General features: G+C 68.6%; 16 protein-coding genes. 6 read left to right on the top strand and 10 right to left on the bottom strand.

Going from position 1 to position 14,410, the window contains the following annotated elements; genetic code table 11:
- The first annotated feature begins 49 nt into the window (after positions 1-49).
- Complete coding sequence (locus WFH23_RS01050) at positions 50-1,009, top strand: AsnC family transcriptional regulator (protein ID WP_090147004.1); 960 nt, start codon at positions 50-52, stop codon at positions 1,007-1,009.
- 23 nt (positions 1,010-1,032) lie between these two features.
- Here the strand turns inward: WFH23_RS01050 and WFH23_RS01045 are convergent, their stop codons facing one another.
- From WFH23_RS01045 to WFH23_RS01025, 5 genes are all read right to left on the bottom strand, one after another.
- On the bottom strand, positions 1,033-1,320 hold the full coding sequence (locus WFH23_RS01045; protein WP_336661315.1) for a hypothetical protein: 288 nt from the start codon (positions 1,318-1,320) through the stop codon (positions 1,033-1,035).
- A gap of 141 nt (positions 1,321-1,461) precedes the next feature.
- Positions 1,462-2,811 (bottom strand): M18 family aminopeptidase, encoded by a 1,350-nt coding sequence (locus WFH23_RS01040; RefSeq protein WP_336661314.1) that lies wholly within the window; start codon positions 2,809-2,811, stop codon positions 1,462-1,464.
- 5 nt (positions 2,812-2,816) lie between these two features.
- Entirely contained in the window at positions 2,817-4,361 is a 1,545-nt protein-coding gene (locus WFH23_RS01035; protein ID WP_200329880.1) for a leucyl aminopeptidase family protein, read from the bottom strand.
- Positions 4,362-4,399: 38 nt separating this feature from the next.
- Complete coding sequence (locus WFH23_RS01030; protein WP_336661313.1) at positions 4,400-5,806, bottom strand: ABC transporter permease; 1,407 nt, start codon at positions 5,804-5,806, stop codon at positions 4,400-4,402.
- Complete coding sequence (locus WFH23_RS01025) at positions 5,803-6,588, bottom strand: ABC transporter ATP-binding protein (protein WP_336661311.1); 786 nt, start codon at positions 6,586-6,588, stop codon at positions 5,803-5,805. The genes WFH23_RS01030 and WFH23_RS01025 overlap by 4 nt, the downstream gene beginning before the upstream one ends.
- A gap of 171 nt (positions 6,589-6,759) precedes the next feature.
- Here WFH23_RS01025 and WFH23_RS01020 point away from each other — a divergent pair, with 171 nt between their 5' ends.
- Entirely contained in the window at positions 6,760-7,809 is a 1,050-nt protein-coding gene (locus WFH23_RS01020) for an LLM class flavin-dependent oxidoreductase (protein WP_090146999.1), read from the top strand.
- A 24-nt stretch (positions 7,810-7,833) separates the two neighbouring features.
- On the opposite strand, the gene WFH23_RS01015 is transcribed toward WFH23_RS01020, so the two are convergent.
- Together WFH23_RS01015 and WFH23_RS01010 are read right to left on the bottom strand one after the other, a co-directional pair.
- Positions 7,834-8,757 carry a hypothetical protein gene (locus WFH23_RS01015; RefSeq protein ID WP_336661309.1) on the bottom strand — a complete coding sequence of 308 codons (924 nt, stop codon included), beginning with the start codon at positions 8,755-8,757 and terminating at the stop codon, positions 7,834-7,836.
- Positions 8,758-8,805: 48 nt separating this feature from the next.
- Positions 8,806-9,852 (bottom strand): hypothetical protein, encoded by a 1,047-nt coding sequence (locus WFH23_RS01010; RefSeq protein WP_336661308.1) that lies wholly within the window; start codon positions 9,850-9,852, stop codon positions 8,806-8,808.
- 141 nt (positions 9,853-9,993) lie between these two features.
- Between WFH23_RS01010 and WFH23_RS01005 the strand changes: the two genes are divergently transcribed.
- Positions 9,994-10,311: a hypothetical protein gene (locus WFH23_RS01005; RefSeq protein ID WP_336661307.1), complete on the top strand. Its 318-nt coding sequence runs from the start codon at positions 9,994-9,996 to the stop codon at positions 10,309-10,311.
- Between the two features lie 16 nt (positions 10,312-10,327).
- Here the strand turns inward: WFH23_RS01005 and WFH23_RS01000 are convergent, their stop codons facing one another.
- The 3 genes from WFH23_RS01000 to WFH23_RS00990 all read right to left on the bottom strand — a co-directional run bounded on the left by WFH23_RS01000 (position 10,328) and on the right by WFH23_RS00990 (position 12,143).
- The gene (locus WFH23_RS01000; RefSeq protein ID WP_336661305.1) at positions 10,328-10,960 is read right to left on the bottom strand and encodes a maleylpyruvate isomerase family mycothiol-dependent enzyme; all 633 of its coding nucleotides are present in this window, start codon (positions 10,958-10,960) and stop codon (positions 10,328-10,330) included.
- A gap of 199 nt (positions 10,961-11,159) precedes the next feature.
- Entirely contained in the window at positions 11,160-11,618 is a 459-nt protein-coding gene (locus WFH23_RS00995; RefSeq protein WP_336661304.1) for an ASCH domain-containing protein, read from the bottom strand.
- Positions 11,619-11,657: 39 nt separating this feature from the next.
- Positions 11,658-12,143, bottom strand: a complete 486-nt coding sequence (locus WFH23_RS00990) for an SRPBCC family protein (RefSeq protein ID WP_336661303.1) — start codon at positions 12,141-12,143, stop codon at positions 11,658-11,660.
- Between the two features lie 203 nt (positions 12,144-12,346).
- On the opposite strand from WFH23_RS00990, the gene WFH23_RS00985 reads away from it, so the two are divergent.
- Genes WFH23_RS00985 through WFH23_RS00975 form a run of 3 tightly spaced genes read left to right on the top strand, consistent with a single transcriptional unit; the run spans position 12,347 to position 14,407 of the window.
- Complete coding sequence (locus WFH23_RS00985; protein WP_200329897.1) at positions 12,347-13,066, top strand: VIT1/CCC1 transporter family protein; 720 nt, start codon at positions 12,347-12,349, stop codon at positions 13,064-13,066.
- 52 nt (positions 13,067-13,118) lie between these two features.
- Entirely contained in the window at positions 13,119-13,517 is a 399-nt protein-coding gene (locus WFH23_RS00980) for an MGMT family protein (protein ID WP_211650219.1), read from the top strand.
- On the top strand, positions 13,514-14,407 hold the full coding sequence (locus WFH23_RS00975) for a LysR substrate-binding domain-containing protein (RefSeq protein ID WP_090146987.1): 894 nt from the start codon (positions 13,514-13,516) through the stop codon (positions 14,405-14,407). The genes WFH23_RS00980 and WFH23_RS00975 overlap by 4 nt, the downstream gene beginning before the upstream one ends.
- The last annotated feature ends 3 nt before the right edge of the window (positions 14,408-14,410 follow it).

Raw genomic sequence — 14,410 nt, 5'->3', positions numbered from 1 at the left:
TCGAGAAGCCCTGAAGCGACGCCCGCTCACACCCAGAGGAGACGTTGCCGTGCAGCCGATCACCCGTCGCACGAACGCGCCGCGCACGCCGCAAGGCGCGGCTGATCTCGACGAGTTCGACGCCGCCCTCATCCGCGCCCTCCAGGCCGACGGGCGCGCCAGCATTCACGATCTTGCGATCCAGCTCGGCGCGAGCCGCGACTTCGTCGCCCAGCGCATGCACTTGCTCACGCACGGCGGGGGCCTGCGCGTCGTCGCGGCACTCGACCCCGGGTTCGTGGGACACCACGTGCTCGTGCACGCCAAGGTCGAGGTCGACGGCCCGATCGCCCCGATCGCGGAAGAAGTCATCCAGCTCCCTGACGCGGTCTTCGTCTCCATGACGAGCGGCCCGCTGCCGCTCGTTTTCGAGTCCCGGCACGGCGACGGCCACGAGTTGCTCGACGTGCTCGATCATGTGCGGCGCCTGCCCACGGTGCGGCGCGTGCTGGTCTCCACGTACGTCGAAGTGCTCAAGGGATTCTTCGTCTCGCACGGGCAGACCGACATCGTGCTCGATCGGATCGACTACGAGCTGATCGCCGTGCTGCAGCAGGACGGGCGCACCAGCTACCGAGCGCTCGCCGACACCGTGCACCTCTCCCCCTCGTCGACGCGGGCACGCGTGCAGCGGCTCATCGACGCCGGCGTCATCCGCATCGCCGCGATCAAGTCCGGGAGCTTCTCGCGCAACCGTCTCGCAATCGGCGTCGGCATCACCATTGACGGCCCTCCAGACCCCATCAGGGAGTTCGTCATGGAATCGCCGTACATCGATTTCGCTGTGCGTTGCCACGGAAGCTACGACTTCATCGCGACGCTCGTGTCAGCGTCTTCCTCGCAACTGCTTCCCGCCATGGACGCGATGCGTGGACTTCCGGGCGTCAGTGCGCTCGACTCGTGGACGCACTACGACATCGTCAAAGAGGACTACGCGCGAACGCTCGGCCGAGTGCTCGTCAGGGAGTGAGCGCGGAACCGGGCAGACGTGGCTCAGTCGCCGCCGAGCGCGCGCTGCACTCGGCTGAGCGAGATGTTCTCGTGCAGCATGACTCCGGAGCTCGTGCGCTGCTCGAAGTGGTAGCCCATCCGGCCCTGACGGAGCAGTCCGATCAGGTGCGGTTCGGCTGCGTTCCACATGATCCAGGTGGGAAGCCCCTCGGAGTTCTTGCCGAGGTAGGTGATTTCGATATTGCGCGACCCGATGCGCTGCACAACGGGCATCAGCTTATTCTTCGACAGGGCGACGCTGCCGGTATCCGCCTGCTCCATCTCACTCATAGCACGATCCTAGCGAATTAGGCGTGTCTCGGGCACCGAAACGGCCGATGAGGCGCGGATGTGTTGACCGATTCGTGCGTCGGGGGGATCAGCCGCCCGCAGAGCCGCTGGGCGGCCGATCCCGGCGCTGCATCTGCTCGGCTACGCGTGCGCGAAGAACGCGCCCGTGATCTTCGCGAGCCCGTGCAGGTCGTCGACGTGCGCGAGCTCACGTGCCGAGTGCATCGAGAGCAGGGGCACGCCGACGTCGACGGTGCGGATGCCGAGGCGGGTGGCGGTGATCGGGCCGATGGTCGAACCGCAGGGCACCGTGTTGTTCGAGACGAACTCCTGTGTCTCCACTTCTGCTGCTGTTCCGAGCCGGCTCCACAGCGCGGCGCCGTGAGCGTCGCTCGCGTACCGCTGGTTCGCATTGATCTTGAGCATGGGCCCGCGACCCGCGAGCGGTCTCACTCTGGGATCGTGCTTCTCGGAGTAGTTCGGGTGCACCGAGTGGCCGGCGTCGGCCGACAGGCACCAGGAGGCCGCGAGCGCGCGAGCCGCGTCTTCTCCGGTCGCGTGCAGCCCGCCGCGAAGTCGCTGGAGCACGTCTGCGAGGAAGGGACCAGCGGCACCCGAGCGCGTGTTCGATCCGAGCTCCTCATGATCGAACGCCGCAACCATCGAGATGGTGCCGGGATGCGGCTCGGTCTCGATGAGCGCCGCGAGGCCGGCGTACGTGGAGCTCAGGTTGTCGAGGCGGGGCGATGCGAACAGTTCGGCATTCGCACCGATGCGCTGAGGCCCGTGCGTGTCGTACAGGCGCACGTCGACGCCCGCGAGGTCGTCGGGCGTCAGCGCGGCACGCGCAGCGGATCGGGCTGCAGCGCGACCGCGGCCCGATCCCGTGCGCCCGCCGCCGAGCTCCCGCACGAGCAGTGCGAGTATCGACACCTCTTCACCGGCCAAGCCGATGATGGGCTGCGTGTGCCGCTGCCGATCGAGGGTCAGATTCTTGTTGGCGTCGCGGTCGAGGTGGATCGCGAGCTGCGGGATGCGCGCGACGGCGCCCGTGCGGACCAGGTGCTCGGCCCCGTCGCGCGTGACGACGCGGCCGGCGAACCCGAGATCGCGGTCCAGCCACGAGGTGAGCAGCGGGCCGCCGTAGATCTCGACGCCGACCTGCGCCCACCCGTCCGACTCGAAGTCGGGCCGCGGCTTCACCACGAACCCCGGCGAGTCGGTGTGGGCGCCGAGCACCCGCACGGGGCTGGTCGCGTCGACGTCGGCTCCGGCCCGCCACGCGATCACGGCGCCGTCGCGGCGCACGAATCCTCGACCCGAGGCCTCGAGCGGTGCCCACGCGGCCGTCTCATCGTGCTCTGCGAATCCCGCCTTCGAGAGGGTCTCGCCGAGCGCCCCGGCCGCATGGTACGAACTGGGCGACGCCGATACGAAGTCGCCGAACGCTCCGATGTAGGCGTCGCGATTCTGCAGCAGTGAACGGGACACGGGTGTCAGGCTCCTTCGCCGGCGGCTGCCGAAGGGGTGAAGTTCGTGGCGTACTCGGCGAGCAGTCGTGCTCCGAAACCCGTTGACCCGACGGAGCGCCACAGGTCGTCGCTCTCCGACTGCATCGTTCCTGCAATGTCGAGGTGGCCCCAGGGAGTGCCGTCGACGAACTCGTTCAAGAACAGCCCGGCGAGAATGACGCCGGCGTACTGCCCGCCGATGTTCGAGAGATCGGCCACATTTGATTTGAGCTGCTCGCGGTACCGGTGGTCCAGCGGGAAGCGCCAGATGTTCTCGTCGGTCGCGTCGGCGGCGGCCTGGAGCTGCGCCGCCACGGCGTCGTCGTTCGCCAGCATGGCGGCGGTGCGCGTGCCGAGCGCGGCCATGGCGGCCCCGGTCAGCGTGGCGATGTCGACGATCGCGTCGGGGCGGCGCTCGTCGATCGTGCGATCCTCGGTCGCGAGTACGAGGCCGTCGGCCATCACCAGTCGCCCCTCGGCGTCGGTGTTCTTGACCTCCACCGTCTTGCCGCCACGGATCGTGAGCACGTCGCCGAGCTTCGTCGCACTGCCCGACGGCATGTTGTCGGTGCACATGAGCCAGCCCGTGACCGCCGTCTTCGCGCCGAGGTCGCGCAACGCGATCATCGACGAGAACACCGATCCGGCGCCCATCATGTCGAACTTCATGGCGGCGTGCATCGCGTTCGACGGCTTCAGGCTGATGCCGCCCGAGTCGTACATGATGCCCTTGCCGATGAGCGCGAGGTGGCCCTCCGGATCGGCCGGCCGATAGGAGATCTTGATCATGCGGGGCTCTTCCACGCTGCCGGCGTTGACGCCGAGCAGCCCACCCGCGCCGAGCTCGATGAGCTGCGCACGGTCGAAGATCTCGGTTTCGAGCCCGAACTCGGGCGCGAGCCGCTCGATGACCTCGGCGAACTTCTCCGCGCTGAGGTGACGCGGCGGGGTGTTCGCGAGATCCCTGGCGACGCTCGCCGACCGTGCGAGGATCAGCCCGCGGTTCACGCCGTCGCGCGCCGCTTCGGCATCGGAGTCGGAGACTGCGATTTCGAGCGAGGCGAGCGCGACCGTGTTCGGTTCGCCCTTGAGTGCGTCGTAGCGGTAGCGGGCCAGCATCGCGCCCTCGGTGGCGGCGAGTGCCGCGTCTGCGACTGAGAGCCCGTCGCCCTGGGATACGACATCGCGCAGGTCGACTGCGAGGTCGGCGACCTCTCGAGCCGCACGCGTGAATGCGGCAACGGCATCGCGCAGCTGCGCGGTCGAAGCGATGCCGTCGCCGGTTCCCACGAGCACCTGCAGATGCGCTCCCGGGAGCACGAGGGTCTGGTTCTTCGCGGCGGTGAAGCCTGCTGCGGCGAGCGCTTCGCGGTCGACCGACCCGAGGCCCTCGGGCAGATCGCCCTCGCTCGATACGAAGCGGGCGACGGCAGCAGCCGCGTCTCCTTCACCCCCTGTCACGACGCGTACCGAGGCCTGGGCGGCGAGGGAGGGGACGGGATCGAATGCAGGGTCAATCACAACGCTCATGGCGTCCAGACTAGCCCTGACCGCAGACATCGCTGCGCTCAATCCGCTGCGAGCGCAGCGACGGGCGAGAGCCGGATCGCGCGTCGTGCCGGCACTGCGGCCGCGCCCACCGCGAGCACTGCGCCGAAGACGACGACGCCGAGCAGCACGGGCCACGGAACCGTGGGAGGGGCGAGCCCGACCTGCGACCCGAGGAGTGACTGAGCGGCCACCCAGCCGTATCCGATGCCGAGCACGAGGCCCAACCCGAGCGCCGCGATCGTCATCTGCGCGCTCTCCGCGATGATCATGCGCCGAACCTGCGCTCCCGTGAAGCCGAGCGTGCGCAGCAGCCCGAGCTCCCGTGTGCGCTGCAGCACCCCCAAGGAGAGCGTATTCACGAGGCCGACCGCCGCGATGACGGCCGAGAAGCCGACGAGACCCGTGAAGATGCCCGTCGTGATGCTGAGCGTCTGATCCAGTGCACGGGCCATGGCTGGATCGAGCTCGAACGCGAGCAGCGTCATCGATCGGTAGCTGTCGAGCGCCACAGCGAAGAGCGTCACGAGCGTGACCCCGATCACGAGCCCGATCGTCGAGCGCGCGCTCCGTTCCGGGTAGCGCACCGCGTTCGCGGCAGCCAGCGCGCCGGTCGGCCCCCGCCCCACGATGCGACCGGCCAGACGCAGCACGGGAGGCATGATCAGGTGTGCGCCGAGCGCGATCCCCGTGAACGAGGCCAGGCCGCCGACGAAGGCCACGAAGAGTCCGAGCGGGGTGAGGAACCCGAGCACCAGGCCGAGGGCGAGCAATGCGCAGCCCGAGACGATCAGGATGACCGCCCACACCGACCGCCCGGAGCGACCGCGCGCCGCCTCGGGCCGGGGCTCCACGACCGCGCCGGTCGCGGCGATCGGAGAGACGGCTGCAACCCGACGCGATCCGACCCAGGCGGCCGCCCACGTCGTGAGCGCCACGACCGCGACGGCGATGAACGAGAGCGGATCGAAGAGCGGATACTCACGGCCCTCAGGCAGCCACCCCCATGCCGGTCCGAGCCTGGTGACTCCGAATGCGAGCGCCTCCGCGAGCCCCCAGCCGACGACGGCCCCGAGAGCTCCCATGATGAGGCCTTCGGCTGCGACGCGCGAGCGAACCGAGCGAGCCGTGGCGCCGACGAGCCGGAGGAGCGCAATGATGCGCGTGCGACCCGCGATCACCGTGGCGAAGGTGTTCGCGGTCACGATGGCGCCCACGTAGAGCGCGATGATGATGAAGATGACGCTCACCATCAGCAGCACGAGCCGGAAGGTCCCCGATTCTGCGATCAGTGCCGGGTCGAGCGCCGCGGTGAGGATGCCGGTGCCGAGGATCAGGGTGACGGCGAAGAGGGTGCTGAGCGCCGCCACCACGATTGTCGCGACGTGCTCGCGCAGCTGTCCCGTCGCAGTCCCGACCGCGCTCATGCGCGCTCACCGAGGCCGGCTGCGGCCCCCCGTTCGAGCCCCAGCATCGTCTCGGAGATCTGCTCGGGCGACATGGCGCCGCGGTCGGCGACGATGCGGCCGTCGGCGAGGAAGAGGATCCGGTCGGCGTGGCTCGCCGCGATCGGATCGTGCGTCACCATTGCGATGCTCTGCCCGGACTGCTCGACAGCCGATCGCAGCAGACTGAGCACTTCCCGCCCGGTGCGCGTGTCGAGAGCGCCCGTCGGTTCATCCGCGAAGATGATGTCGGGCTGCGTGGCGAGAGCTCGAGCGATCGCGACGCGCTGCTGCTGACCGCCCGAGAGCTCGTGCGGTCGATGGGTGACGCGATCGGCGAGACCGAGGCTGTGGAGCAGCGCGTCGATGCGGGCGAGTTCCTCCCGACCCGGCTTCACTCCGTCGAGCTGGAACGGCAGGAGGATGTTGCCGCGAACGTCGAGGGTGGGCACGAGGTTGAAGGACTGGAACACGAAGCCGATCCTGCGCCGTCGCAGCCGGGTCAGTGCGGCATCGCCGAGCCCCGTGATCTCGTCGCTGCCGAGCCACACCCGCCCGCTCGTCGGGGTGTCGAGGCCGGCCATCACGTGCATGAGCGTCGACTTCCCCGACCCCGACGGGCCCATGATCGCCGTGAACTGCCCGCGCGCGATGCCGATCGAGACGTCGTCGAGCGCGTGCACCCGCTGCTCGCCATCGCCGTAGTACTTGCCCAGGTCGGCGACGAGCGCGACCATTTCTCTTCCGCCAGTTCTTGTCTGCATACTCCGAAGGTACGAGCGGGGCGCGCTCGTACGGATCGTGCCGGAGTACGACATCGATGGGTCTACGGTGCCGTTCGCCGCCGGTACCAGCGGGCGTTCGAGAGCGAGGCGTCGCACGAACGGAAAGTGTATGCGCGGGAATATAGTTGGGAGCCCGGGGTTGTACCGGGCATGAAAGCATTCGGATTCCTCTCGTTCGGGCACTACGGCCCCGTTCCCGGTTCACGCGTCCGCACGGCGGGCGACATGCTGCGTCAGACCGTCGAACTCGCCGAGGGCGCCGATGAGATCGGCGTGAACGGCGCGTACGTTCGCGTGCACCACTTCGCCCGGCAAGCGGCCTCGCCGATCCCGCTCCTGACCGCGATGGCCGCCCGCACGAAGCGCATCGAAGTCGGCACGGGCGTCATCGACATGCGCTACGAGAACCCCCTCTACCTGGCCGAAGAACTCGCCGCGCTCGACCTGCTCGCCGATCAGCGCATCGCGATCGGCATCAGCCGCGGCTCCCCCGAGACCGCACTGCGCGGATACGAAGCCTTCGGGTACGGCGGATCCGACGACCCGCGCGGCGCCGATCTCGCTCGAGAGAAGTTCGACACGCTCCTCCGCGCGATCGATGGCGAAGCCGTCGTCGACAGCGATCCGCAGATGGCTCCCCCGGGACGGCTCGCCATCGAGCCCCGGTCGCCCGGGTTGCGCGACCGCATCTGGTGGGGCGCAGGATCGCGCGATTCCGCCGAGCAGGTCGGCCGGCAGGGCGTGAACCTCATGAGTTCCACCCTCCTCACTGAAGCGACCGGTCAGCCGTTCCACGTCTTGCAGCGGGAGCAGATCGACCGCTACCGGGAGGCGTACCGCGAAGCGGGTCACACCGGCAGCCCGCGCGTCTCCGTCAGTCGCAGCGTCTTCCCGATCGTGTCGGCCGAAGACGAAGCGTACTTCGGGCTGCGCTCCCGCGAGAACATGGACCAGGTCGGCATCATCGACGGGTTCCGGTCGACGTTCGGCAAGACCTACGCCGACGCCCCCGACCGGCTCATCCAGCAGCTCAAGGCGGACGAGGCCGTCATGTCGGCAGACACGCTCATGCTGACGATTCCGAACCAGCTGGGGCCCGAGTACAACCTGCACGTGCTCCAGGCGTTCGCCGAGCACGTCGCGCCCGCGCTCGGGTGGAAGCCGAACACGGAGGGACCGGTGCAGGGCGACGCGATGTGAGTGCGCCCGGTGCGGTTCCGCCCCTCAGAGCCCGAGAAACTTGTCGAGGTTCCGATCGCTCACGAACAGTGTGAGGTAGTCACCGCTCATGGCGTAGTGGAGGGCGTGCGTGTCCGAGGTCAGAACGGCTTCCGGCATCCCCGCGCCCTCCATGGCGGGATTCTCCTCGACGTCCCACCCCTCTGACGCGAGCCTCTCCATCCACGTCTGCACCTCCGGCTGAATCACCGGAGATCCTGTGAGCGTCCACGTCGTGGACGCCGGCGTGAACCCCGTGCCATCGCGGTAGCCCGACGATTCGCGGGCGTCGCACTCCTCGAACGTCGCCGCCTCAGGGTGCGGGAAATCGCTCCAGCTCTCAGCAGGGGTGTTCTCCACGTGCACGGGAATCCCCGGCTTCGCAGTCTCCTGGAGATGGAAGCGGTAACCGCCCGCGTCGAGGGATTCCCACCCCACGATCTTGGTCGCATCCATTGCGCTGGGGTGATCCTGAATCTGCCCCTCGGCTTTCATGCCTCCGGTGTCGCTGTCTCGGATCGAATCCTGCCCGTGCCCCTGCCTCACATCCTCGGGAACGGCGAAAAGATCTTGGATGCTCTCGAGATAGTCGCGCGTGCTCTGCTCCGTTGCGTCCGGACTGCTCACGAGGACCGCGAGCAGCGTTCCGTCGCAGGCGTAGTGATTCTCGATCTGGTCGAAACTCACGCCATCGGGAGTCGGGAGCGTCATCGTCGTCGGCCAGGGAATGTCACCCTGCGCATCTGCCAGACTGCCTGTCGTCGGCGCCGTCTCGGATGCGTCCGTCCCAGCCTCGGAGCCGGAGGGTGCTTCCGAAGATTCCAGGTGCGCCTCCGATTGCGGTTCCGCGTTCCCGGCGCATGCGGTGGCGCCGAGCAGCAGCAGCGCGGTGAGGGTGAGCGAGAAGGTGCGCGCGAACATGAAGGCCATGGGTTCGACCGTAGTTTCGTCTGGGCGCCTCTCGGGCCTGCTCGCTGTTCAGGTTTGTGCGAAAACCGAGACGCGTGCCTTCCGACCGGGCGTTTCCCGCAGCGCCCCGAGCTGTTCGATGAGCGGCATGTGCTTCGCGGAGAGCCTCATTCGACTGCGGATCACTGCGAAGATCGCGAGGGCGATGAAACCCGTCAGCAGCTTGTCGAGGATCGACGTCGAGAGATTCGAGGTGAAGGTCGCCGCGATGAAGGGCATCCCCGCTTCCTGGAGCGATTCCGAGATTCGACCGATCGCGCCGTACGCGCCTCCTCGGATCGCCACGAGTATCGGTGTCGCGACGAGGCTGCACGCGGTCGCCGCCAGCAGGCTGAGAACGAAGAAGCCCAGAATGTCGTGCCCGAACCGGAAGCGGCGCACGCCATAGCCCCAGACCAGGGCTCCGGTGACGTTGACGAGCGTGAAGGCCATGATGCCCGGCTCGAACATCGGCCCCGTGAGGCCGGTGGCGATCGCGACGGCGACGCCGTACCACGGCCCGAGGGCGATCGAAGCTACGGCGGTGCCCACCATGTCCAGATACACGGGAAGGTCGAGCGGCGCCGCGAGGAACCAGTGGCTGGCGTGGTTGCACACCACGAGCCCGAGGAGCAGCAGCAGCACGGGCGGCGCCGGGAGCCGGCGTGCTGGCTGAGCATCCGATCCCGGGCGGGGAGCACTGCCCGACGGCTCGGCGACGGATGCACGCTCGATCTTCCGAGCGTGCCGGGTGCGCTGCACCCACTGCACCGCTTCCTCTTCGCTCTGCCCGAGGGCGAGGACGATGTCTCGAAGCAGGGCCGGATCCATCCGGCTCCTCCCCGATTGGAAGGCGTTGTAGACCGTCGATCGAGCGGGAATGGCCGCTGCGGCGGAAACCCCTCTCCCGATGCGAAGGTCGGCGATCCGGCGCACGAGTTCCGCGAATGAAACCGGGCCGGCCGCTTCACGGAGCTCTCTGAGGTCTCGAGCGATCCTGTCGAAGCTCTCGGCCTCGCCGTTCTCAGCCTCGCCGTTCTCAGCCTCGCGACGGGGGAACGAGTCGGGGTTCGTCATCTTCCCTCTCCACTGTCGCAGCGCATATGGCTGCCGCGGCATATGGCTGAATCGAACGGCCTCATCATACTCTGAACGGGAGCCGCGACGGCTCCGGATGCGGATCTCATGAAGACTCACTGTCGCGGTAGCCTCTCACGCATGGGCAAGAAAGAGTGGGATCGAAAGCCGATGCCCCGCGACCGCTTCATCACCGTGAAGGCGCGCACGGGATTCTCGGATCACATCGCATCGCCCGACCTCGGCCCGCTCACGCTCTGCGGGCTCAGCGTGGGCGAAGTACTCGACGACGGCATCGACTTCGCCGACTACGACCGCCGTTGCAAGCCGGAGCACATCGCCCCGCGCGGCTACTGCGCACCGTGCAACCGCGCCTACCTCATCGTGCACGGCGTCCACGAGCCGCGCTGGGACCGCTGGGATGCTGCGCGGAAACGCGATCGTGAGCGGCGCGGGTAGCTCATCGCGTTCGACCTCACACGCTCAGGCGCCCCGCAAGCTCTCCGACCCCGTCCCCCGACAGGTGCGGGAGGAACGCGCGCCGCCCCGCCATCACCATGACGAGCGAGAGGATCGGCCCGTGGACGGACGGCCCCTCCCCCGAGCGGAAGTCGGCGTCGCTCGCTTCGAGCGTCAGGCCGCGCACCATCTTCTTGCTGTTCACCGCGAAATCCCGAGTCGAGAAGAAGCGGGCGATCTCGAGCACGCTGCGCGGATCGGGATCGAGCGCCAGCCCGAGTGGGAACGCGATGTCCTGGCTGTGCACGACGACCTCCCCGAGAAAGGCCGCGTAGTCGCGCGTCGGAGTGATCCGGCTCGGCACAGCCGAACGAAAGCGGGCGAGTGTTCCCACCGCATCCGAGCCGCGGTAGCGCTCGATCATGCGGTCGTTGTGCTTCGCAGCGTCGAATCCGGCGCGCACGATGCTCAGCAGCCACGCTGCGGTTCCCGTACTCGCGGCCGCGGTGAGGTGGGCGACGACCTCCTCGACCGTCCACCCGTCGCAGAGGGATGTCGACTGCCACTCGGCATCCGTGAACCCGCAGAGCACCTGCTCCAATCTGGATCGCTCGGCTCGCACGAGGTTCTCATACGCTTCGCGTTGCATATGCGCCTTTCAGAGGTTCTTCGGCCGCGCTCAGAAGGATCGCCGCAGCATATTCTGGCACGGCGCAGCCCGCAGCACGGCGCTCCGCCTGCCCGCGCCGGCGAGCCCAGCGCCGAAAGCGCGTTTCGGCACCTTCATTCCGCACAGCCGAGCACAACGTGCGCCCTCGCGAGCACGCGCCGCCGCCGCCCCGTCGCCGTCACGGATACCGCACACTGAAGCGCTCGCAGATCACCGGCATGTCGGGCTCGAAGCCGCGCTCGTTCTCGGAATAACGGCGCCAGTAGCGCTCGTGGGTGTCGCGCCAGTCGGCGAGCGTGCGATCCCCTTCCCCTTCGGAGCGGGCGTGCTCGGCGGTCACATCGCAGAACGGTACGGTCTCGATCCGCGTCGTCTCGAGCACTGCTCGCGGCACCCCGGACCCGTCGAGGATGATGCTGAAGTCACCGACCGCCGGCACCGGATCGCCGCTCGCTTCATAGTCCCAGAGCGACGAGGCTGTGCCCGTCTTCGTTCCGGCGAGCACGAGTTCGAGCAGCTGGTCGGCCTGCTCCGGGATCGCCCCGAACGCCCAGACCTCTGGGAGATCCTCCGGCAAGGCGGGGTCCTCGGCGCGGCGTTCCTCCCAGAACCGAACGACTGCAGCATCCACACTCATGCTGTGCAATCTATCTCGAACTGCCTGGTCCCGCGCGAATCACATCGCCAGGTAGGCCTCCCGCAGTTCGGGGTAGTACTGGTCGAATCCTGGGCGCTCGGTGCCCTCGGTGGACGCGACGAGGAGGTCGAGGTAGTACTCCCACCCGGGCCCGATCTCGCCGACCTCGTCGTCGGGGGTGAGGTGGTGCACGAAGGTCAGCAAGCAGTCGTCTCCGTCAGCCTCGAGGTGCAGCTCGAGCCGCCACGCGCCGACCTCCTCATCGGACAGGAGCGCGAGAAAGCGCGGAGCCTCGCACGCGAGCACCTTCATCGTGATCTCGGGCTCGTGATCTTCGAACCGCATGCGCACGCGCACCGTGCCGCCGACCCGACGATCACCCTCCCACGGACCGAACCAGGTCTCCGTCAGCTCGGATTCGGTGAGGTGGGCCCAAGCCTCGGCGTCCCTGAGCGACAGCGAACGCACCAGGATCAGGTCTCGTCCGCGTTCGGTTGCGACGACGCGTCCGCTTGCTTCGGTCATGTCGGCCTCCAGGCTCATCGTGCGCGGAATCGAGCATCCCGCATGCACAGCCTAAGCGGCGGCGGCACCCGCCGAGTAAGTTCGCCCCATCGAACTCCCGACACACCCTGTTTCGAGGTCTGATCCGGGCTTCTCCCGATCGCCGGAAACTTGCTACGGTTGCTGCTCGTGCGCCACCGCGCACCGCAACACTGGGAGCACACATGAGCGATTACAACATCGCGAACCCGCACGATTACGACCACCGTCACGCAGACATCGGCGCGGGTTGGCTGCGAGCGAGCGTCTTCGGAGCCATGGACGGCCTCGTGTCGAACCTGGGCCTCATCGCGGGCATCGCCGCGGCGGGCGCCGCACCCGGGATCGTCGCGATCACCGGCATCTCGGGCCTGATCGCCGGCGCGGTTTCGATGGCCCTCGGCGAGTACACCTCGGTGCGCACCGCCAACGAGCAGCTCGACGCCGAGGTACGGATCGAACGAGAAGCGCACCTGCGCAACCCCGAGGGGGAGATGGCCGAGCTCACGGCGCTGCTCGAGAACCTGGGCGTCGAGCCGAGGATCGCGGAGACCGCTGCGGAGCAGGTCCACGCGAACGCCGATCAGGCCGTGCGCGTGCATCTGCTCTCCGAGCTGGGCGTCAGCCCGGAGGAGCAGCCGTCGCCGTGGGTCGCGGCGTTCTCGTCACTGGTGGCGTTCGGCGTGGGGGCGCTGATCCCGATCCTCCCGTTCATCTTCGGGTTCGGCACGCTCGGGTTCGGACTCGCCTTCGGCGGCGTCGGATTGCTCATCGCAGGCGGACTCGCGGCTCGGTTCACGAAGCGCAACTGGCTGATGGGCGCTGCCCGCCAGCTGCTCTTCGGCGGCATCGCCGTCGCCGCGACCTACACGATCGGCTCGTTGCTCGGCGTCTCGGTCGCCTAGCGAGGCACGGCGAACAGTCTCGCACTCACGCTCGAGCGCGTAGGCTTGAGGCATGCCCAGCGCCGAATTCGTCGAAGCGGTGCTCGACGTCGTCGCGCGCATCCCGCCCGGTCGTGTCATGACGTACGGCGATGTCGGGATCGCGGTCGGTTCCGAAGCGCCACGCGCCGTCGGCCGAGTCATGGCGCTCTACGGCCACGGATCGCCCTGGTGGCGCGTCGTGCCCGCGAGCGGCAACCCGCCGCAGGGTCACGCGGTGCTCGCGCTCCCGCACTATGTCGACGAGGGCACCCCGATCCGCGTGACCGGAGCGCCGCGCGCCGGTACCGCAGCGGCTGCGGCGAGCGCGGAGGTCGCGCACCGCGCCGCACGCTCCGGGGAGTACCGGATCGCGTTATCGGCGGCTCGCCTCCCCTATACGCACGAGATCTACGGAGAGGTGGCGCTGTGAGCGACACGACCGCGAACGAATCCGATTCACCGACCGGCGCCGAATCCGCTCCGAGGCCGCTCCGCCTCGGATTCGCCCGCGGCATCGCCCCGAGCAAGTGGGCGCGGCGCTGGAAGGCGGCGACGCCCGGACGCAAGCTCGAACTCGTGCCGCTGGAGGTCGCGTTCGGCTCGCCGCTCGCAGCGCGCAACCAGGAGACGGCCTCCTCGGCCGCCGCGTGCGACGTGCTCATCGAGCGCACCGCGCCCGATGGCAGACCGGCGGACTCCGAGGGCGATGAGAGCCCTCGTCGCGCCATCCGGCTCTACGCAGAGTCGCTGGCACTCGTCGTGCCCGCTGACCACGAGCTCGCGGAGCAGGAATCGGTGAGTCTTGCCGAGATCGCGTTCGTCACACTGCTCGATCACCCCGACCATTTCCCGGCATGGCCTGCGCCGCAGCCGTGGGGGGATCCTGAATGGATGCCGAGGGGCCCGCGCGCTGCGCTCTCCCTCGTCGCCACCGGCGCCGGCGCCGTGCTCCTGCCCGTGCCGCTCGCACGGCACCTGATCAACAAGCGCGAGCACACGGTGCTCCCGGTCCGCCCGGAGCCGGGTGAGCGTCCGCTCGACGGTCCCGTCGTCTGGGCGGTGTGGAACGTGGACCGGGACGACGCGACGGTGCAGCACCTCGCGGGCATCCTCCGGGGCCGCACAGCCAACAGCTCGCGGGAGTCGGCCCAGGAAGAGGCGAAGAGCACCGCCAGAGCCCCCCGAGTGCACGCACAGCCGAAGAAGCAGGCACCCAAGCTCAAGCCGAACTCCCGCGGCGCGCAGTTGCAGGCAGCGAAGGAGAAGGCGGAGCGCAAGAAGGCAGAGGCTCGGCAGGCCAAGCGGCGCAAGCGCCGCTGATCC

The sequence above is a fragment of the Leucobacter sp. USHLN154 genome (genome assembly GCF_037145595.1).
GTDB lineage: Bacteria > Actinomycetota > Actinomycetes > Actinomycetales > Microbacteriaceae > Leucobacter > Leucobacter alluvii.
This window is presented reverse-complemented; position numbering and strand designations above follow the sequence as displayed.